Genomic DNA, 20,704 nt, shown 5'->3' on the forward strand with positions numbered 1-20,704 from the left:
CAATAGTAAAAATATAACTAATTGTCTGCTTTTCCCTATGAAAGTTCTATTAAGAACATCACAGGGCGGCATTACCGGACAGGAGGGCAGTCTCAGAATAAATTCCACTCCCGGTTATACCGGTACAGCTTCGAGGGACGGTGTCCGGCATCCCGGGTGCTCTGATCCGTCTCAATGACCCGCTCTGCGATTTTTCGGCGGAAGGCGGCAGCGAGCAGCTCCTTGCCAAGGATGATCTCATATACCCGCTGCAGCTCGGACAGGGTGAAGAGCGGCGGCATGAGATTGAAGATAATATCCGTATATTCCGCCTTGCCGCGCAGACGTTCAATGGCATACTGCACCATGAGCAGATGGTCAAAAGAAAACCCCGCGCTGCGCACGATCTCACGGCTGACCTGGCGGACATGCCCCTGAATAGTCTCCGTAAGCTTGACCACCCCGCTTAGCTTCTCCTGCTCATTCTCCAGTATAATCTCCACCAGTGTCTCCTGACGGATGTCCTGCTCCAGCACCTCGCGGCGGGTCTCCAATATGTGGTACGAGACGTTGAACCAGGCGGCTGCGGCTGCATCATCCCCTGCCTGTACGTCCAGAGCCATTCGGTCCACGAGCGCCATGTAGGAGCAGCTGATCACCCTCATCCGCGGATCACGATCCACATCGCCCCAGGTGTATAGCTGCTCCATGTAAATGTTATCAATATTAGTCTCGCTGTAGAGCTCCCGGCGGGCTGCTTCCTCTACGCTCTCACTGATCCCTACGAACCCTCCGGGCAAAGCCCATTGTCCCAGAAAAGGATGCTCCCCGCGCTGAATCAGCAGCAGCTGTAAGGACTTCTCCGCCAGCTTGCGGTAGTTATCCTGCTCCTGCTCCATTACCGTGAAGATCAGCATATCGACGGTGACAGACGGACGTTCGTAGTTGCCGGCATTATAATTTTTCAGGAATTGCTCCTCGTTTAAGCCGTTAGGGTCGGTGACTGGTTGATTTGGCATGGATATTCTCCTTGTCTTGAATCAATTAATAAGTTACGGTTGTTAATAACATATTGATATTATATACATGTTGCTGGAGTGCGGGCAAGTCTGCCGGGAAGAAGCACTATTTTGCCCATATAAAAAAAATTGCCCCACCCGAAAGCAAGGCAATTCATGTAACCTATTCTTATTGCGCACTTGTTGGTCACATCGGTTCGATATGGACGAGCACGGTAGAGACCTGATGACGGTCCTTTAGCTGATCTTCGATCTCCTCCGTAATATCGTGACTCTGCACCACATTCAGGTTGGAATCCACCAGCACTGTAGTATCGACCAGCACATTATTGCCGTGAATACGGGCTTTGATATCCTTAATCGACTCCACACCCTCAATCTCAGCTACCGTCTGCTTCATCATCTCCAGCTTACCGGCATCGAAGCCGTCGGTGAGGTCATGTGTAGCTTTGCGGAAAATATCCCAGGCCGTCTTGCAGATCAGCAATCCGACAATCGTGGCAGTAAGCGGATCTAACCAGGGAATTCCGAACTGTGAGCCGATAATGCCAACGAAGGCTCCCAAGCTGACCAGCGCATCCGAACGGTTGTCCTGCGCCACTGCATGCATTGCATTGCTGTTCAGGCTGCGGGCAAGTCTGATGTTGTAGCGGTAGACTGCAATCATAACCACAGCACAGGCAGCTGCCGTCCACGCGGCAATCAGATCAGGGGTCTCCAGCACAGGCTGAATGAATTTGTTCACACCCTGATAGAGCACTTGGAAGCCTACAGCAATCATGATAAAAGAGGCGACCAGTGCGGCAACTGTCTCTGCTCTGAAATGACCATAGCTATGGTTGGAATCCGGGGGTCTGCGGGAAATCCTAAGCCCGGTCAGAATGGCCAGAGAAGCAATAATGTCGGTGCTGTTATTCAGCCCGTCCGCAAGAAGAGCCTGAGAGCCTGACACCGTTCCTATGAACAATTTGACGGCAGATAAGAGTATGTATGCTAATAGACTTAGCCATGCTCCTTTTTCACTTTGTTTGATATCGCTGTAATTATCCAAGAAAAAGGACCTCCAAAGATTAGTATTGTTCCATACTACACGCTGAGTTACAGGTGGGTCTAGAGAAACAGTGTTGCCGGACAGCGTAAGAGTTAACCCCGCTAAATAGAGTTGGGAGCCCGGAAGTAAGTTGCGGCCCCCAACATTCTTTGCCCTTGTTCAACTTCGCTGCTGTTCTGCTGCTGACAGGCCGTGTAACTTTTCCCGCAAAACGAAGTCTAACTATACGGTGACCCTAAGCCGGCTAAGTGGAAGCGGCATTGCCGTCCTTTGAAGGACGGTACCGTATAAATTCATCTATTTGCACAAAAAAAGCGGCTCCCCCTCTTAAAGGAGAATGCCGCTGAGCTTGCGCATGATTGGTTACACTGGCTGTCTACTACTCCGCTGGAGGAGTGAACGAACGTGCTGCAAATTCTGCATCCAGCATATAGAAGGCATTGCTGTCGGTTTCGATCCGTTTGAGCTTGGCGATAATGTTGCTGAAGAGCGCCTCTTCTTCCACCTGCTCATCAATGAACCATTTCAGGAAATAGATCGTCGCATGCTCCCGTTCATCCAGGGCGAGATCCGCCAGATGATAGAATTTCTTCGTATTCTGCTGCTCATGCGCGAAGGCATGCTCGAACGCATCCAGCATGGAGCTATACTCATTGTTCGGTTCAGGCATCGCCGCAAGGGTCGCCCGGTAATCACGGTCATTCAGGAATTTGTAGATCTTCATGGCATGGAACCGTTCTTCTTCAGCCTGCACCAAAAAGAAATTGGCGAATCCGTCCAGGCTCTCACCGGAACAATACGCAGCCATCGCAAGATAGACATGCGCAGAATAGAATTCGAAATTCATTTGTTCATTAAGCGTGTTCATTAATTGCTCTTTCATTGACAGGTCACCTCATCCTATAGTATTGATAATGCTTGAAGCAGTTCTGCAGTTCATATGTAATGTCTTGTTCATTCTATCATCCTTATCCGCCAAACCGCAATCGAAAGGAAGATTCCCCTGATGAAATGGCTCAGCCTTCAAAAGATAAACAATAGTCCCCTCCGCCGCTCTCTCCTCCCGCTCGCCGCCTCCGCCTGCCTGCTTCTGGCAAGCGGCTGTGAGGGGAATGGAAATTCCGCACAGGTCAGCACCGGTACCGGCTCCGCCCCGGCAGCGGCGTCTGCCTCTCCGGCTGCTGCACAGACACCTGCGGCAACCGAAGCAGAAGCGACACCGTCACCTGAGGCTTCGGCCACTCCTGACCCCGTCTCCCGGAAGCTCGCCGGGATGACCCTGGAGGAGAAGATCGGGCAGATGCTGCTGGTCGGCGTCCAAGGCAAATCAGCAGGTGCTGAAGCGCGGAAGATGATTGCCGAAGACAAGGTGGGCGGAATCATTCTGTATTCGGGTAATGTCGGCAGCCTGAAGGAGCTGGTGCAGCTGACCAACGCCTTGAAGCAGAGCAATGCGGGGAATCCCGCGCCGCTGTTCATGAGTGTCGATCAGGAAGGCGGCAAGGTCAGCCGTCTTCCTGATGACTATGCCGCTTTCCCTTCGAACGCAGCTGTCGGCAGAGGAGACGATGCCGACGATGCCGGAAAGATGGGCGAGCTGCTCGGACGGGCGGTGAAATCCTCCGGCTTCAATATGGACTTCGCGCCGGTGCTCGATATCAACAGCAACCCGGATAATCCGGTAATTGGTGACCGTTCCTTCGGCCGCAGCGCAGAGCTTGTCACCCGGCTAGGCATTGCCGAGATGAAGGGGCTTGAGCACGCAGGCGTCATTCCCGTGGTCAAGCATTATCCAGGCCATGGCGATACCTCGGTGGATTCACATCTGGAGCTGCCTGTGATCAACAAGACAGAGACCCAGCTGGCAGAACTGGAATGGCAGCCATTCCAGGCAGCGATCCGGGAGAAGGCCGATGCTGTAATGGTGGCCCATATTCTATATCCGAAGCTCGACCCGGACAAGCCAGCGTCGCTGTCTCAAGTGATTATCGGCCAGCAGCTGCGCGGACAGATGGGATACGAAGGAGTAGTCATTACGGATGACATGACCATGGGTGCGATCATTAAGAATTACAGCCTCCCTGCTGCAGCAATAGAATCCGTATTGGCCGGCAGCGATATCCTGCTGGTCGCCCATGAATACAAGAACGAGCAAGCCGTGCGTGCCGCCCTGCTGGACAGTGTCAAGAACGGCAGCATCTCCGAAGCACGGATTGACGAGAGTGTCTATCGTATTCTGGCGCTGAAGGCCAAGTATCAGTTAACGGACGAAGCGGTGCCCTTGCCTGATCTTGCTGGCTTGAACAGTGACATCCAGGCTTGGCGCAAGCCGTTCATGCGAAAGTAAAAATACTCCAAGCTTTCAGCAATAAGTGGGGCCAGCCTGCTACTGTCCTCCACACAGGCTACAATCCGCAGAAAAGCCCCAGACCCGGAAATCACCCGGGCTTGGGGCTTTCAACTGCTTTCAACTGCTATCAACTGCTTCTAACTATTGCAGAACCACGGTGTCTCCTGCCTTCAGTCCCGATAACACCTCAGTTTTATCAGTCGTTTCCATTCCGGTCTTGATCTCTTTGCGTTCGTACTGGCCGTTTCCTTTGTCCACCATCACGAAGGCCAGATCCCCTTCGCGGATGACGGCGATATTGGATACAACCACCGCCTTCTCTTTGCGCGAGGTCTCCACGTCTCCGCTCAGGCTAAGGCCGCCAATCAAATGCTCGTCCGGCTGCATGGAGATGACTACCTCAAATTGCGGAAGCTGGCCGGTTGTGTTCTGTCCGGTAGTCGTTGTGGCGAACTTGGCCACTCCGGTTACCTCTCCGTTCAGGACCAGATCTTTTACGGCGGTCATCTTCACCTTTACCTTCATACCCTTTTTGATGCGGAAGATGTCCTGCTCCCCGACCTGCGCAATGAACTCTACCTTGTTCGTGTCCACAATCTTACCAATGTACTGATTGTCGGTGACGGTCTGCGGCCGCTCCGTGCTGCTGTCGAAGAGGAAGATCCCGTTCTCCGGTGCATGGTATACCGCAGTGTTCAGCTTCGCCTTCTTCTCCGCAAGCTCTTTGGCTTGAATCTCGGCATTCACCTGGTTCAGCTCATCGCTCAGACGGGCGGTTTCCTGGGCAGCCAAGGCTTTTAGCCGTTCTGCTTCTGTTCCGGCCGGGGCCGAGGAATCATCCTCCTGCTGGCTGACAAAAGCGTTCAGCTCCCCCTCCAGCTTCGCCTTACGGGCAGTCGCTTCCGCTGTAGCAATCTCATTACGGAGTGTGCTCTGATCCAGAGTGAAGAGCACCTGGCCCTTCTTCACCTGTGCCCCGTTCTCCACCTTCCAGGAAGTGACCTTGGAAGCAAAGGGGGCATACACCAGCGTCTCCTGCTGGTATTGCGATCTGCCCTTGATCTGCACTGAGCTGGTCAACGTCTCTTCTGTTACCGGGAAGCTAATTACCTGCATCGGTTCAGGCGGGAGATCCGCAGTCTCATCAGCCTTGAAGAATTTGGTATATCCGAAATAACCCGCAGTTCCGATAATACCTAAGATTATAATCCATTTCAGGCTCTTCTTTAGAGTCCTCTTCATCGTTTCGGCTTCCTTTCTAGCTTAGGGTTAGTCACGTTTAATAGCGGTTAATGCATCGGTTCTGGAGGCGCTGATCGCCGGATAGATCCCCGACAGCACACCGGTCATAATGGCAAAGGACATTCCGACCGGCAGATTCATCACCGGAATGAAGAAATTCATCCCCTCCCCTGCGCTGCCTACCAGCTTGTTAAGTGCCATGACAATTAAATAGGAGAAAGCGACACCCAGCATACCCCCGAGCAGTCCCAGAAGTGCGGCTTCGGTAATGAACATGTTGCGGATCTGCCCCATGTTAGCCCCGAGGACCTTCATAATACCAATCTGGCGCCGCCGCTGATGAGTGGACATGGTCATGGCCACTATGATCGAGATGGAGGCGATGATCAGAATGAATACCCCGATGCCGAGCGCCGCCATTTTGATCATATCAAATTGCTCCTTCAGCATCTCCTGCTGGTACAGATTATCTTGAGCGTTCAGGGTCAGCTTCTGAATCATCTGCTCCACCGGCTTGATGTTCGCCACATCGTCTACTTTGACCGTAACCGAGTTGTAGCTTCCTTCCGGCGGGAGACTGAGTGAACTGGAAGTAGAATTATCGAAGGTCAGCTCCTTGGCGAGCTGCTGGGCGGTCTCCGGCGACATATACATAATCTTGTCGTAAGAGGCCCGCTGATCATCCATTCCCTTGGGAAGCGCCAGAATGCCGCCGACCTGAAGCGGCGAGCTAAGCTTGATTGTCTGTGAAGTAGAACTGTAATCCTGAGCCTGAATCTGGACTTGCTTACGGTACAACTCGGACGGTACTGTGGACAATTTCTCATACTGCTGATACAGCTCGGGGTTATACGGCCCGCTGCTCATCTGCTCGAACAGCTTCTCCCGGGTCTCCAGATCAATCAGGCCCAGGGTAGCCCCGTGATTAAGCACTACCGTTCCAACCTGGTCGTTCGCCCCGCCCTGTTTGAATTTGTGATCATAGGCTGTCAGCTTCTGGAGATCAGTCACCACAATCTTCACATCCGAGATCTTGTTGTCTACCGTTAGTATCTGGAGATATCCGGCCTCCTGAAAAGGCGAAGCCGCCTTCACATGGTTCAGTCCGCGGATAATCTCCAGCTTCTGGTCAGTCAGCTTGCCCTGATCAAGGTTCTCGGCCCCACCTCCCGATCCGCCGCCTGCGCTCTGGCCACCGTTGGACGGAATTCCTCCGCCAGGCGAGACCATAATCTCATCCATTTTGAAGTTGGCATTCACCTGTTCAGTCACATAGACCTGTGCCGACTGGCCCACACTCAAGGCTACGATAATGGCTGCGCAGCCGATGGATATCCCGGTCATACACAGACCTGTAACTACCTTTCGCCGTTTGACCTGTTCCCAGGCCATCCGTGAAATGTCTCTGATCTTCACGGTTTCCCTCCCTCTGGAGGATCAGCTTCCGCAGCGGTCTGGTGTTCAGGTTCCTCAGCCGGCGGATCTCCATCCGCTGCTGCTGTCTGCGGCTCTACAGCTTCCTGTTCAGCTCCTGCAGCTAATTGTTCTTCGACCTCTACCATGGTCTGCGGTTCAGCTTCCTCAGCAATTTGCTCTTCCATCTGTACTTCTGTCTGCAGCTCAAGCTGCGGTTCGGTCTGCGGCTCTGTTACTGAGTGCGGTTCTGTCTGCGATTCAGTGACCAGGAAGCCGTCCTTCAGCGTGAAAATCCGCTGCATTTGTTCAGCCACCTTATATTCATGCGTAACGACAATAAATGTCGTCTTCATCGTACGGTTCAGGTTCAGCAGAATGCCGATAATCTCTTCCTCAGTCTTGGAATCCAGATTTCCTGTAGGTTCATCTGCGAAGATGACCGACGGCTCTGTGATCAGTGACCGGGCGATACTGACACGCTGCTGCTGTCCCCCGGAGAGCTGCGAGGGGAAGAGATCCGCCTTGTCAGGAATCCCTACCTGTTCCAGCAACGCAAGCGCCTTGGCCTTACGGGCCCTGGGAGAGACTGACTGGAAGACGAGCGGCAGCTCCACGTTCTCGCGGACCGTCAGGCTGGTAATCAGCTCATACGCCTGAAAGATAAATCCGATGTTCTTGCGGCGGAACTCGGCAAGCTTATTCTCGCCCATCTTCACAATGTCCTGATCAGCAATGTAGATATGACCTTCGGTGGGCTTCATCAAGCCGGCCATCAGGTTGAGTAGCGTTGACTTACCGGAGCCTGAACTGCCCAGCAGGGCAACCATTTCTCCCTTTTTGACGGCGAAATTGATTTTATGAAGAACGGAGGTCCATTCATTACCGCTTTTGTACGAATGCGTAATATCTTCAACACGCAACATGGAAGCTGCTCCTTTTTTGGCGGTATATTTAGTTGAGCGGATGACGGTTATTCCTGTGTCTTGTTCGGAACCACGTTAGTGACTATAAAGGACTGGCTGCCCAGCATCAGACGTTCACCCTGGAATTCATCATAGAAAGCTAACTTATAAGCGCCGCCGTCCATCGTCTTGTACAAGGGTCTGCTGAGGGAGAAGGAATACTGGTTGTTCGTCCCTTCGATCAGGTCTGTGCCCAGTGTAAGAACCTTCTCGGTAGCGATGCCTAACGGATCGGTAATCTGCAGAATCAGCTTATGCTCCAGAACCCCTGCATCGTAGATATTATCCTTCCTCAGGCTGTAATTCATTGTAATATCTATAGTGTCTGATGATTTCATCCGCTTGCCTTCAGAGGTCAGAACAGAAATCGTATAAGGATATAATACCGTGGATTCCAGTGTATTCTTCGGTACATTCGCCTGCGGATTCAGCTGAAGCGCAGCCACATTGACGAATCCGGTAGCTTCTTCCTTGGCCTCAATCAGCTTGCCTTCTTTGATACCGGCACCCAGGTAGAGCGAGACATCCGCGAGGTCCGTAGCCTTAGGCACCTTAGCCCATAAGACCACGAGCTGCTTGGCGCCCGGAGACGCGCTGTTCTCCGACTGGCTGGTGCCTGCCTCGAAATACTGTCCGTCCTTGGTCTTAAAGTAAGCCTGGAGACGGGCCATTTTGCTCTGTCTTTTCTCTTCACTGCTCAAATAGAGCTCTGTGTATACCAGATTGTGGCTTTCTCCCTGGTAGACCGTTGTCCGGTTCTCCTGTACGCTGGCCGTTTTGCCTTTGCCGCTAATGGTGTAGCTCTTGCCCTGCTCGATGGTCGGAATACTGTTAATCGAGTTGCTGACACTGACATCCAGGAACGCAGCGGTCTCTGAATTCTGTGTGCCGTTCAGGACAATCCGCATATCCTGGAACTCTGACGTATAGGCGATTTTGCCAAGTACATACAGCTCTGCCGACTTCCCTGGCGCAAGGACAGAAGTATCCTTATTGTCCATATACAGCTCTGTAGTCACGGGCAGGCTTTCTTTATCCAGCTTAATGGTTCCCTTCAGCTCAGGCAGCGTAAGAGATACGTTCTGGGTATTGGTGATTCTCAGTCTGGCAGCCAGCATATCATCATCTCTCCAAGGATAACGCTGCAGAGACTCTATACTGTACGAGAAGGAGCCGTATGAATTCGTGGTCATATACTCCTGGCCAGTCGTGACTTCCGTACGCAGTGCATATGGAATGACAAAGTAGGCTACCGGAAAAATCATTTTGGCAGTCGGTGTTGCAGGAGCCGCAGCGGATGGAGTCCCAGTATTACCGGTATTACCGGTATTACCGGTATTTCCGGTTGACTCGCCGGTCCCGTTTGATTCAGGTACATTAATGCTCTCAGCACCTACCGACTCTATCATCATAAGCTGCAACCCGGATTGATCGACTTCAAGCGGCACCTTGACCGTAAGCGGTACAATTTTGGTCTCTAGCGGCTTGAGGGTTACTCCGCTTACACCTTTGGAGCTCACCGGAAAGACCTTGCCCTTGACCGATTTGACCGCCAGGTCGTAGCTAGGCAGGGTTACCGCCCTGTTGCCGGTATTCTTAAGCTGCATCTGGAACGTCCATACCGCATCTGCATCCTGTGCGTACACATTGGCATTGCGGAGCAGCGTGTCTACTGTGTTGTTATTGACTACAATCTTTTTGACTACCCCGCTGCCGACAACCAGATTAGGCGAGCTTGCTGCAGGCAGCTTATAAGAGGACTTGGCCAGCTCCAGCTTCGCGGTCTCATCCTTCTTCGTGAATTGCAGCTTCATATTATCTGTTTTGAGATAGGCCGGGATTTCGGTAATGTAATAAATGCTCCGCTTCTCCTGCGGCTGAATTTTGTAATCCGCCTGTGTGCCGCTCAGCGCCAGCTCGAAGGAAGTGCCGCTGGCAGATACCAGATACGCCGAATAACCCGGATCACTGAGGACCTTATTGCCCTTGTTGGTTAGACTGACTCCTACTTTGGCATAGACCTTTCCGCTGTATTTATAGAGCTGGAGAGAGTCTGCACTGGCTGCGACGGGAATGTCGTTCATGACTGTACCTAGGCTTGTTCCAACTGCAGCCGTAGTTGAATAATTAGCGGGCACTCCAAAAGATCCCGCCTGCTTCAGATACCCTTTCGTCTTGGCATCCCAGACCAGCATCGAGATTTTAATCCCCTGCAAAGAGGACGTTTGTCCCACATTTACATAATAGGTCACGCTAAGGCTTTCTTTGGCACCGACTTTCTTCTTCAGGGCATCCGCACCTAAGGGATTACCCGGAAGCACTGAACCTCCCGGAGTGACCACACGTGAGAAATAGTGCATTAAGCTGGCGCTTGAATTGCCTGAATTCGTATATTTAAGTGTGTATGACAAAATGCTCCCGCCAGGCTGGCTCCATATGTTGATATTCTCCAGTACTGCGGTCACTCCGGCACCCATGGGAACGGAATTGAACTTGAATGCCGCCGGAGCGGATACTGCGGGGGGCTTCGCCGCCGGGGCTGCATGTGCAGCAGGCGCAGTGATACTTCCAGCCACCTGGCCGGCAACGAGTGAACTCACCAGCAATGCAGCATATGTAACTCTATACTTTCTCATTTATTTCCCTCCAGATGTATTTACTAGCAATAGTATAGTTGCTCAGCGCGTGGAATTTGTATCCACTTTGTAACCCTTTGTTTCCATTTGTAACCTTCTCTTACTCAACCAAGGCTGCCACGGTGTGAAAACTGCCATAAATGTAACAAACTTTCTTGATACTTGGTCCTAAAAAAGCTTGATTCTATGAGTTGAAGGAACGTCTGTATTGGTTCGGCGGCATCCCTTCGAGCTGTCTGAACACCTTGATGAAATAACTGGATTGTTGAAAACCGCTCTGCAGCGCAATTTGCGCAACGGACAGCTTGGTGGAAGCCAGCAGCAGCTTGGCCCGGGCCATCCGGCAATCGCTTAAATACCGGTTCGGCGTCTTGCCCATAATGCTGCGGAACAGACGGAGAAAATGGTAGCTGCTGTAACCGGCAAGGCTGGCCATGGACTCCAGCGTCCAGGACCGCTCACACTCACTGTAGATTCTGTCGGCGGTAAGCCGGATGGAATGCCGGATCTCCAGCGGAACGGAGCCGTGGAGCGGCTCGGAGTTCTGCATCAGCGTAACCAGAATCTCATAGAGCAGTGTAGAGAGGCGCGGTTCACTCCGGGTCTCATAGCCTGCGCTGAGCCGGTACATTTCCTCGAAGAGCGCTTCATAGCCGGTGACGGGATCGAAGGTGAAGAAGTAGCCGCGTGTCTGATCCGCCTCCTCCAGCATAGTCAGAGGCATCGCCGTGGTGAAGTGCATCCAGCGCACATCCCAGGCGTCTCCGGGATCAGAACCATACTGCTGATAAGCTCCCCTGGGGAAAAGAAACCCGCTGCCCCGCCTCATGGATATCCGCTCCCCTCCCTGAAATACGTACCCTTCTCCGCCGAAAACCATGTGGAGATTGTAGCTGTTCAGGAACCCCTCGCTTCTGCGCTCTGCATGCTCCGGGAAGTCGCTGTAATGCCCCAGCATCTCCGGATAACATACATAGTGGGCATAAGCGGGCTGCGGCAGAACCCAGTGCTTTCTCATGTGAATCTCCTCCTGTCCTGCGCTGACTCAAGCACGCAATATAATCATATAATAGCAATATTCTGTTATATAAGTGGATACACTGCTGATAATACAATAGATTGGTAGCTTAAATAAAGCATATTTTTACACTTGGAGGTTATGATGAAGAAACCTGTTGCAGCAGAACGATTTGAACTGGGCGTCTGCTATTATCCCGAGCACTGGCCTGAATCCATGTGGGCTGACGATTACCGCCGTATGATTGAAACCGGATTCACCATTGTACGTCTGGCTGAGTTCGCCTGGTCCATTTTTGAACCGGAAGAAGGCGTGTTTCAATATGATCTGTTTGACCGCGCGGTCGACATGGCGCACAGCCACGGGCTGAAGGTCATTCTGGGAACGCCTACGGCCACTCCGCCTGCCTGGCTTACCGAGAAGTACCCAGAGTCTCTGAATGTTACTTATGAAGGTGTGACGCTACAGCACGGCATGCGCCGCCATTACAATTACAGCAGTCCCAAATACCGCGAGCTCTGTGCCCGAATCGTAACGAAGCTCGCTGAACATTACGGCAATCATCCGGGGGTTGTCGGCTGGCAGATTGACAACGAGCTGAACTGTGAGATCAATGTATTCTACTCGGAGAGTGATCATCAGGCCTTCCGCCTTTGGATTCAGGACAAGTATGTCACCCTGGACAAGCTTAATCAGGCTTGGGGCACGGTGTTCTGGAATCAGACCTATACGAGCTGGTCACAGGTCTGCCTCACCCGGCCTACCCCTTCACCGAACCAGCCGAACCCTCACCAGGCTCTGGATGAGAAGCGCTTCATCTCAGATAACACCATCCATTTCGCCACAATTCAGGCTGATATCCTCCGGGAACTGGCCCCTAATCAGTGGGTGACCACGAACGGTCTGTTCGGACACCTGGACAGCCATGAGCTGAATGATCAGCTGCTGGATTTCTTCAGCTATGACTCGTACCCGCAGTTCTCCACCATCGGCTTCGATCCGGCTGAGGTGAACCCGATGCTTGACCGCGGCTGGGGATTGTCCCTGTCGGCTGTACGTTCGGTCAGCAGCAACTTCTGTGTCATGGAGCAGCAATCCGGTCCGGGAGGCTGGGTTAACCGGCTGGACATGCCTTCACCAAAGCCTGGACAAATGCGGCTCTGGACGTACCAGTCCATCGCCCACGGCGCAGACATGCTGCTCTATTTCCGCTGGCGGACCGCCACGATGGGCAATGAGATCTATTGGCATGGCTTGAACGACTACCATAACCAGCCTAACCGGAGAGTTAGAGAGGCGGAGCAGATCGGCCGCGAGCTGGCGAGCATCGGTCCGCAGTTCATCGGCAGCCGGACTCAGGCGAGCATTGCCATCGTGCGTGATTATGACAATGAGTGGGACGGGGAATATGATGTCTGGCACGGCCCGTTCATGTGGCAGAGCAACAAGGAATGGTTCAAGGCTCTGCAGCGGAAGCATATTCCGAATGACGTGCTGTACCTGCGCAGCCATACCACCCTTGCAGAGCTTGCCCGCTATGAGGTGCTGGTCTACCCGCATCCGGCGATTATGACCGATGATACGGCAGCCCTGCTGGACCAGTATGTACAGCAAGGCGGGAAGCTGGTCTTCGGCTGCCGCACAGGCTATAAGGATATTACCGGACAATGCTACATGCGGCCTTTTCCCGGAGCGGCGCAGGAGATGTGCGGGGTTACGGTTGAAGAATTCACGCTGGTCAAAGGAACGCGCAAGCCGACCTCCATCCGGTGGAACCATGACCCTGAAGCGCTGACGGGTGCAGATGCCTTCAATGACATTTTGCAGGTGGAAGAGGATAGTGTCGAGATTATGGCAACCTATGCGACCGATTACTATGCCGGCAAACCGGCAGTAACCCGTAACACCCGGGGCCAAGGCGAGGTGTGGTATTACGGGGCTGTGTTCAATGAGCCTGCTGTGCTGCAGATGCTTGGCAGCCTGGGTCTGGTCTCGCCAGCCGCAGATTGGGCGGAGCTGCCGCCTGAGGTTGAATTGCAGATTCGCTCCACAGGGGAAGACGTCTCTTCCGGTGTTGCGTTCCTGCTCAACTACAGCGAAGAACCGGCACAGATTGTGCTTAAGACAGCCAAGACGGATCTCTTAAGCGGCCAGACCCTGTCGGGGAGCTATACGATGGAAGGATTCGGCGTACTGGTGTTGAAATAACCGTGAACTCCAAAAGGGTTCCGCTGCCGCAGATCGCTCTGCGGACGGCGGAACCCTTTTCACAGTTTTTACAGTTACAGCTAATATTCCCTTGCAATTCGCTATGAATTATTAGATATTAATACAATGTATTTATTACCGGCGCCTAATCCATAGATTTAAACGTGTGAATATGATCATTACCGGACCTTAATGAGCCAGTGCTAATCCCGCAGCAGTCATTCGTATGCTGTATGTTGGCGCTGGAGTGATAGCAACTGCATTTTGTACATTAGAATACTGTAAAAAAGACTTTGAAATAGAATCTACTGTATTCTGTACAATTGAATGTTGAGAAAGGGCTATTTTTCATCCAAAACACAACATTCTACTGTATGAAATACAATAGATTCTCATTTCACGGTCAGCTATGCATTTTCTATTGCATGAAATACAATCACCTATTTATATGTAAGAGTAGCAGACGGCAGACGGGGCAGGATCGTCCTAATAGCAGCTCAATGTTCATTCTCAGACTTTAACACCCCTGAGGTTCATTTTTTACAGTTTTCAAGCTAACTCTGTTCTAGTCATTATTCCATTACCCGGAAGGAGCATGCCTGTGAAGCCAGAATCCATTCATCAGGAGCCGCTATCCGGCGGCAGCCTGGTTACAGAGAGCCCAAGTGTGCCGGAGAGCAGCGATACGTTCTGGCAAGGGGTCAAGGACTGCCTCCCCACTCTGCTCGGTTATCTCAGTATCGGGTTCGCCGCAGGAGTTGTGGAGAAAACAGCGGGGCTGACCCTTGCCGAAATCGCCATGATCTCAATTATCCTGTATGCCGGTTCGGCCCAGTTTATTGCCGCTGGTATGATTGCCTCCGGGAGCAGCGCCTCCGGGATTGTCATTACGATTCTGCTGGTTAACCTGCGTCATCTGCTGTTAAGCGCAGCATTGTCGCCTTACTTCCGGCATCTGCCCCCGCTGCGCAACCTGCTGATCGGCTCATTGCTCACAGATGAGACCTTCGGCGTAGCCATTCAGAAGAGTGCCGCAAGGAAGCAAATCAGCGAGAGATGGATGCACGGCTTGAATATTACCGCCTATCTGAACTGGTTCCTGGCCAATATCGCCGGCGCTATTCTCGGTCAATGGATATCCAGCCCCGAGAAGTGGGGACTGGATTTCGCCCTTCCGGCTATGTTCATCGGACTGCTGGTCCTGACCATTATGGGACGGCGCAAGTATAGACGGGATATCACTGTCGGAATAGCAGCTGCTGCGGTGGCCGTGCTCGTCTCTGTGCTGTGGTCACCCAGTATGGGTGTCATAGCTGCCGCGCTGGTAGCCTCAACGATTGGAGTAGTGATGGAACAATGGAAATAAGACTTGATATTGCTATGATCATTCTCGGAGCCGCGTTCGTTACCTTCATTCCGCGTGTCCTTCCGCTGATGCTGCTAAGCCGGATCACGATCCCGGAATGGGGTATGCGCTGGCTGAGCTATGTGCCGATTGCAGTCATGGCTGCTTTGGTTGCCCAAGAGCTGCTCGTAACCGGCGGCAGGTTCGCAGTCCTGTCGACCAATGTGGAGCTAATCGCCGCCCTCCCCACCTTCTGGGTAGCCGTCAAGACCCGCAGTCTGCTGGCCACTGTAATAACCGGTATTGTGACGCTGATGCTACTGCGTCTGCTGTTCTGACTCTGTTGACTGATACGCTATTCTCTTAATGAAGCTGCCTATATTTCCGATGGCCTGCTGCGCTTCAGGAAGCATGGCAGCCATCAGCTGAAAGGCGCACCACATGTTCTCCCAGACTTGAAGCTCTACAGTGATGCCCGCCGCCCTTCCTTGTTCAGCCAAGCGCTCTGCATCACTCAGCAGCACCTCATGATTCCCCGCCTGTATGAGCAAGGGTGGCAAGCCCCGGAGATCCATTCTTAGCGGTGACAATATCGCAGGCCACGCACCGCCAAAGTCCCCCATATATTCCAGAATAATCTTCTGATTCGCTTCCCGGCTTCCTGTCGGGTCCGTTCCCGCACAGCTGTCATAAGACTCCCCGTCCAAATGAACAAGATCGGCATGGGGAGATAGAAGGCAGGCAGCAGCAGGGAGCCTATCCCCCTGCTCCCGCAGCGTAATTAAGGTCATCAGCGCAAGCGTGGCTCCGATGGAATCTCCGCAGAGTATGATATTGCCGGCATGAACGCCCCGTTCCAGCAGCCAATGGTAAGCTGCAAGGCAATCTTCATTCGCTGCCGGGTAGCAGAACTCCGGTGCAAGCCGGTACTCCACAGTTAGAACGGTAATGCCCCCAGCTGCTTCAGATAGACGGGCTGCCAGATCCCTGTAGATCTCGCTGCTGTCCGACACAAACCCTCCGCCGTGAAAATATAGAATAACCTTGTTATCTGCGGGTTGCGGATGACCCGTACATTGCAGACTCTCTCCATCCGCCCTGACCCACTCTCCGCTGAAGGTCTCCGCCTCAACCGGTTCAACATTCACGCCTTCAAGTAAGGGCAGTTGCCTGGAACTCTCCAGAGCCGCCGCCCGGATATCTTGAACACTTCTTTTGGAATAATTATTATTGCTTTTCAGATAAGCTGTAATGGCCTGTAACTGTTCAATGGGGGTGCTGCTTGGATACAACATACGTTTAATTCCTCCTGTTATCCTGGGATGCCCCTACTATAAACCCTGTAGCTGTGTACAGAGTCAAGCGGCAATTCCTCCAGCATTACAGTCGGCAGCGGATTAATCATTCATGTTCAACATAGCAAGCGTATCCTGCACGCCCGGGTGCCTGTCATGAGACAGAAGGCCGAACTTTAACGCTTCAAGCTGACTGCGTGTCTCGTTCCGCCGGGCAATCTCCAGATCGACAGCGGTGATCTTCCGCTCAATGACTGCAATGAAATCACTGATTCCGATGCTGCGGTCTGCAGATTTAACGAGCGCCTTCTTAATCTCCTGAAGTGTGAACCCGCAGCTCTTGGCATTACGGATAAAAGCAATCCGGAGAAGCGTCTCCTCCGGATACAGCCGATACCCGCCTGCTGAACGCTGCGGCAGCGGGATCAGCCCCTTTTTCTCATAGAACCTGAGCGTCTCCATATTAAGCTGAGCCTCTTTTGCCAGCTCACTGCGCAGATAAGGGGTCATCCTTGCCGCTCCTCTCCCATATTCGCTGAATGAGATGATTCAGCTACAGCTTCAACTGCTCCTTAAGCGCTGCCACCTCAGCGGCAGTTAGTTCAGGCAGCTCCTCCTCGGTGTAACGGGCCTTATTATATAGACCGAGCAGCCGGTCTTGAATGGGTTGACCGCTGCGAGGGTGCTTGTTCGCACGCTTCTGGCCTTGCGACCAGGCAGCTACATCCGCAGCTGTCTCCTGCGGAGTCAGGTAGGGCTTCACCTCATACCCTTCCGCATGTCTGGCCCGCAGCCAGTGCCGGTAGAGCCAACGGATGCGTTCGCGGCTTCCGTCCATCCCCTCCCAGCGGTCCCGGCGGCTGGCTGGTGTCAGCTTGGAACGCACGTACTGCCGGAAGTCCTGAACAGTCTGCTCCCAGTTGAAGAGGCTGGTCTCCTCATCCTGATACCCCGAAACTGCTGGCGTCTCCCTGCACAGCAGGGACAACAGCCTGTCCATCGCTCTGCGCAGGATACCGCCTGTATTTCTGTATAACCAACGCAGGATAAAATACAGTACCGCAAGAATGGCTGCCGCTCCCAGAATATAGAAGCCTATATTTAGAATCATCGACAGCAGGCCCGGTTCACCCGGCTCCGCAGCAGGCATGGAAGGGATGGTCTCAGGCGGTGCTTCTGCTGGCGGTGTCTCCTCAGAACCGGAGGATAACCGGCTGAGCCAGGCGAAGAATGCCCGTGTCATATTCCATAGCAGCATTCCTGCCGCCTTGCCGCCCCCCGCTGCAAGCAGTGCTGCCAGTATAATGAAACCGCCCACGAACATCCTGTTATGCCGCCGCAGGCCTTGAGGCAGATTTCCTGCACCTCCGTTCAAGGAGCTATAACGCAGGTGGGTGCTATTCGTAGCCAGCAGTGCCAGGATCAGACACAAGCTGCCGCTCCAGGTGAGCACCGCTGCACTCGGCTGGAGACCGGGTACACGCGAGAAGACAATAGAAGCAACAAAATAAAGTATAATCCCGCTGATATACAGCCACAGCCGGTTCGCCCTTGTAGCTGCTGTCATGCCAAGGAAGGCGGATACTGCCGCTCCGGCTGCCAGCGGCAGACCTATAAGTGTCAGCGTACCGGTTAGTGCAGCTGCTATAACTCCGAGAACCAGTGCAGCCAGCAGCTGCTTCCAGCGGCGGTTGCATAGCTTCCGCAGCAGTACACCAGCTGCGGCCAGGACCGGCAGCAGATAGATCCAGCGCAGCGCCTCGGCCTCCGGCTGGAAATAAGTCTGGAGCACCAGCCATACCGGGAGCAGCAGCAGCCATTCGATGAGGGCTGACATCCATATGGCGAAGTTTTCTTTGACAGCATCCGGGATTCGGGAAGTCATCATTCACCGCCCCCTTCTGCCGGAATATCCAGCCACTCTACACCGTTCCCGAGGAAGCTTAACCCTGAGGCTGCCAGCTGCAGCTCTGCCCCCCGGTGGCAGGTAATGATCAGATAATCCATATCTCCCTCCCCCTTGTCCCCTTCAATCTCCATCAGCCTGCTCATCGGCACGGTCCGGTCCAGATTCAGTCTGGCCAGCAGACCAAGGAACTCCTCGGTATGGGCTATGGACCAAGTGTCCACCGAATCTCTCGCCCCGCTTCCGTCCAGTCTTCCATTGCTGAGCAGCCGGACCTCAATTCCGTGGCTGATTGCATACTCGGCTACAGTTGCCGCATAGCGGATACCCAGCTCTATGCGCTGCACATCGGTAACCGTTCTCCACATGGACTCACTGGTCTCCACATTCAGGCAGATGACCAGCCGGGAATCGGCGGTGTAATCCTTCTTATGCACCTGCATACTTCCCGTCCGGGCTGTCGCCTTCCAGTTAATGCTGGCCAGGGAATCCCCGGCGCTGTATTCTCTTGTACCGGCGGTCAGGAACGGATCTTCGACAATCCAGCGCTTGACCGGCAGCTCTCCAAGCCAGCTGTGGACCGGCAGCGGAAGGTCATGGAAACGCAGCAGTCCGGGGTAGACCAGCAGCTCCAGATGAAGCGGGAAGGTCTTGGCGCTGCGGCTCAGTCCGAACAGATCGCCGGTAGTCATGGTTGCCGTCTCCAGGACGAACAGTCCCCGCTCCCTGCAAGTGATATTATGGCGACGCTTGATATGGCGGAATGACCTCAGGAAGAACAGACTGACATGATTCTGTGAAATCTCTCCGCTGCTGATGCCCAGATTCTCCTGGTTACCGAATTCAAGCCCCTTGGCTATGCTGGATTCCAGCCGCAGCCATGGCAGCGGCAGCAGCTTCTTGTTCATAATCTCCTCAACCATCTCTACCTGTTCTCCGGCGTACACCGCTTTGGCAGAGAAGTAACGGGTATAGCTGACCTTCTTCAGCGCATTCCGGTCATAGATCAGCGAGATCAGGACCAACAGAATGAACGTGCTTGCAATGAACCACGGCAGTGACATGGATCACTCCACCCTTCCGCCTCTGGACAGGACCGCAGGCTCAGCAGGCACCTCGATTTCACGCAGCACCTGAAGCACTACCTCTGCCGACTGGCCTTCACGGACTCCGGGACCGCGCTGAAGAATCAGCCGGTGTGCCAGAACAGGAACCGCAACCTCTTTGATATCATCCGGGATACAGTAGCTTCTGCCCTGGATCAGTGCATATCCCTGCGAGGCGCGCAGCAGGGCGAAGGCTGCCCGGGGACTCGCTCCCAGCCGGACCGCCGGGGAGGTACGGGTAGCCTCGACTACGCGCATCATGTAAGCGAGCAGCTCGTCACTGACAGCAACCTCCGCAGCCAGACGTTGAATGTCCTGAATCTGCCGGGCCGTGGCCACCGCAGCGGTATCCTCCAGCGGGTTATTTTGACGGAATCTCTGGAGGATATGTACCCCTTCCTCAAATGTCGGATACCCGCTGGTAATCCGCATGAGGAACCGGTCCAGCTGCGCTTCCGGCAGCGGAAAGGTCCCCTGGCTGTCCACCGGATTCTGCGTAGCAATAACCAGGAACGGCCGCTCCAGCTCATGCGTCACGCCGTCAATCGTAATCTGCCGCTCCTCCATACACTCCAGCAGACTCGACTGGGTGCGCGGCGTAGCCCGGTTGATCTCATCCGCAAGCAGAATACTGGCAAATACCGGCCCGGGGCGGAACTGAAATTCGCCGGTCTTCTGATTATAGTAATTGATGCCGCTTAAGTCGGACGGCAGCAGGTCGGGCGTGAACTGAATCCGCTTGAACGTGCAGTCCAGGGAACGGGCCAATGTTTTGGCGAGCAGCGTCTTTCCAGTGCCGGGCACATCCTCCAGCAGCACATGACCATTCGCCAGCAAGGCGGTCAGCAGCAGGTTCACGCCGCCCTCTTTGCCGATAATCACTTGTGCCAGATTACTTCGAATCGATTCAATTAGAGCGGTTGCTTCTTGAAGTTTCATGAATAATAACACCATCCTATTCCAAAAAAAGGTATGTACATATAAACTAATCATACCAGAAAGCGTCTACATTATATAATAGCTATATAAGACTCACTGAGGCTTTGAACCTGAAGCATGGTCGTCACTGCGGTGAACATTTGGACTTCCAGCCGCTGTTGTCACCCGATTTCTTTGATTTTATCCGCTCTTCGCGGTTGAAATCGGTTGACAAAGGCGGACGCTACCGCTC

The 20,704-nt window shown here is 53.4% G+C and carries 16 protein-coding genes and 1 pseudogene; 4 read left to right on the plus strand and 13 right to left on the minus strand.

From position 1 onward, the window contains the following. Nucleotides 1-92: 92 nt before the first annotated feature. The 3 genes from NSU18_RS04515 to NSU18_RS04525 form a co-directional block, all read right to left on the minus strand. Entirely contained in the window at nt 93-998 is a 906-nt protein-coding gene (locus NSU18_RS04515; protein WP_341021635.1) for an NUDIX hydrolase, read from the minus strand. A gap of 187 nt (nt 999-1,185) precedes the next feature. Then, entirely contained in the window at nt 1,186-2,049 is an 864-nt protein-coding gene (locus NSU18_RS04520) for a cation diffusion facilitator family transporter (RefSeq protein WP_341021634.1), read from the minus strand. A 379-nt stretch (nt 2,050-2,428) separates the two neighbouring features. Beyond that, on the minus strand, nt 2,429-2,932 hold the full coding sequence (locus NSU18_RS04525) for a ferritin (protein WP_036694058.1): 504 nt from the start codon (nt 2,930-2,932) through the stop codon (nt 2,429-2,431). Nucleotides 2,933-3,055: 123 nt separating this feature from the next. On the opposite strand from NSU18_RS04525, the gene nagZ reads away from it, so the two are divergent. Then, a complete protein-coding gene (gene nagZ, locus NSU18_RS04530; RefSeq protein ID WP_341148357.1) occupies nt 3,056-4,396 on the plus strand; it encodes a beta-N-acetylhexosaminidase in 1,341 nt (446 codons plus the stop codon). Nucleotides 4,397-4,540: 144 nt separating this feature from the next. On the opposite strand, the gene NSU18_RS04535 is transcribed toward nagZ, so the two are convergent. The 5 genes and pseudogenes from NSU18_RS04535 to NSU18_RS04555 form a co-directional block, all read right to left on the minus strand. Further along, complete coding sequence (locus NSU18_RS04535) at nt 4,541-5,641, minus strand: efflux RND transporter periplasmic adaptor subunit (protein ID WP_341021632.1); 1,101 nt, start codon at nt 5,639-5,641, stop codon at nt 4,541-4,543. Nucleotides 5,642-5,668: 27 nt separating this feature from the next. After that, nucleotides 5,669-7,057 (minus strand): ABC transporter permease, encoded by a 1,389-nt coding sequence (locus NSU18_RS04540; RefSeq protein WP_341021631.1) that lies wholly within the window; start codon nt 7,055-7,057, stop codon nt 5,669-5,671. A 254-nt stretch (nt 7,058-7,311) separates the two neighbouring features. Continuing rightward, nucleotides 7,312-7,980, minus strand: a pseudogene (locus NSU18_RS04545) (ABC transporter ATP-binding protein); the annotation flags it as partial. Between the two features lie 47 nt (nt 7,981-8,027). Further along, nucleotides 8,028-10,655 carry a hypothetical protein gene (locus NSU18_RS04550; protein WP_341148358.1) on the minus strand — a complete coding sequence of 876 codons (2,628 nt, stop codon included), beginning with the start codon at nt 10,653-10,655 and terminating at the stop codon, nt 8,028-8,030. A 184-nt stretch (nt 10,656-10,839) separates the two neighbouring features. Next, nucleotides 10,840-11,673, minus strand: a complete 834-nt coding sequence (locus tag NSU18_RS04555; RefSeq protein ID WP_341148359.1) for a helix-turn-helix transcriptional regulator — start codon at nt 11,671-11,673, stop codon at nt 10,840-10,842. 144 nt (nt 11,674-11,817) lie between these two features. Between NSU18_RS04555 and NSU18_RS04560 the strand changes: the two genes are divergently transcribed. From NSU18_RS04560 to NSU18_RS04570, 3 genes are all read left to right on the plus strand, one after another. Then, nucleotides 11,818-13,881, plus strand: a complete 2,064-nt coding sequence (locus tag NSU18_RS04560) for a beta-galactosidase (protein WP_341148360.1) — start codon at nt 11,818-11,820, stop codon at nt 13,879-13,881. Between the two features lie 646 nt (nt 13,882-14,527). Further along, nucleotides 14,528-15,247 carry an AzlC family ABC transporter permease gene (locus NSU18_RS04565; protein WP_341023310.1) on the plus strand — a complete coding sequence of 240 codons (720 nt, stop codon included), beginning with the start codon at nt 14,528-14,530 and terminating at the stop codon, nt 15,245-15,247. Then, entirely contained in the window at nt 15,238-15,564 is a 327-nt protein-coding gene (locus NSU18_RS04570) for an AzlD domain-containing protein (RefSeq protein WP_341021626.1), read from the plus strand. The genes NSU18_RS04565 and NSU18_RS04570 overlap by 10 nt, the downstream gene beginning before the upstream one ends. Here NSU18_RS04570 and NSU18_RS04575 read toward each other — a convergent pair. The 5 genes from NSU18_RS04575 to NSU18_RS04595 all read right to left on the minus strand — a co-directional run bounded on the left by NSU18_RS04575 (nt 15,544) and on the right by NSU18_RS04595 (nt 20,472). Continuing rightward, on the minus strand, nt 15,544-16,521 hold the full coding sequence (locus tag NSU18_RS04575) for an alpha/beta hydrolase (protein WP_341148361.1): 978 nt from the start codon (nt 16,519-16,521) through the stop codon (nt 15,544-15,546). The two genes, NSU18_RS04570 and NSU18_RS04575, sit on opposite strands and share 21 nt — an antisense overlap. A 102-nt stretch (nt 16,522-16,623) precedes the next feature. After that, complete coding sequence (locus NSU18_RS04580; protein WP_341148362.1) at nt 16,624-17,031, minus strand: MerR family transcriptional regulator; 408 nt, start codon at nt 17,029-17,031, stop codon at nt 16,624-16,626. 43 nt (nt 17,032-17,074) lie between these two features. Continuing rightward, a complete protein-coding gene (locus tag NSU18_RS04585) occupies nt 17,075-18,409 on the minus strand; it encodes a hypothetical protein (protein WP_341148363.1) in 1,335 nt (444 codons plus the stop codon). Continuing rightward, nucleotides 18,406-19,491 (minus strand): DUF58 domain-containing protein, encoded by a 1,086-nt coding sequence (locus NSU18_RS04590; protein ID WP_341148364.1) that lies wholly within the window; start codon nt 19,489-19,491, stop codon nt 18,406-18,408. Before NSU18_RS04590 ends, NSU18_RS04585 begins: the two co-directional genes overlap by 4 nt. Before the next feature lie 3 nt (nt 19,492-19,494). After that, nucleotides 19,495-20,472, minus strand: a complete 978-nt coding sequence (locus tag NSU18_RS04595; protein WP_341148365.1) for an AAA family ATPase — start codon at nt 20,470-20,472, stop codon at nt 19,495-19,497. Nucleotides 20,473-20,704 lie beyond the last annotated feature (232 nt).

The sequence above is a fragment of the Paenibacillus sp. FSL H8-0048 genome, assembly GCF_038002825.1.
GTDB lineage: Bacteria > Bacillota > Bacilli > Paenibacillales > Paenibacillaceae > Paenibacillus_AQ.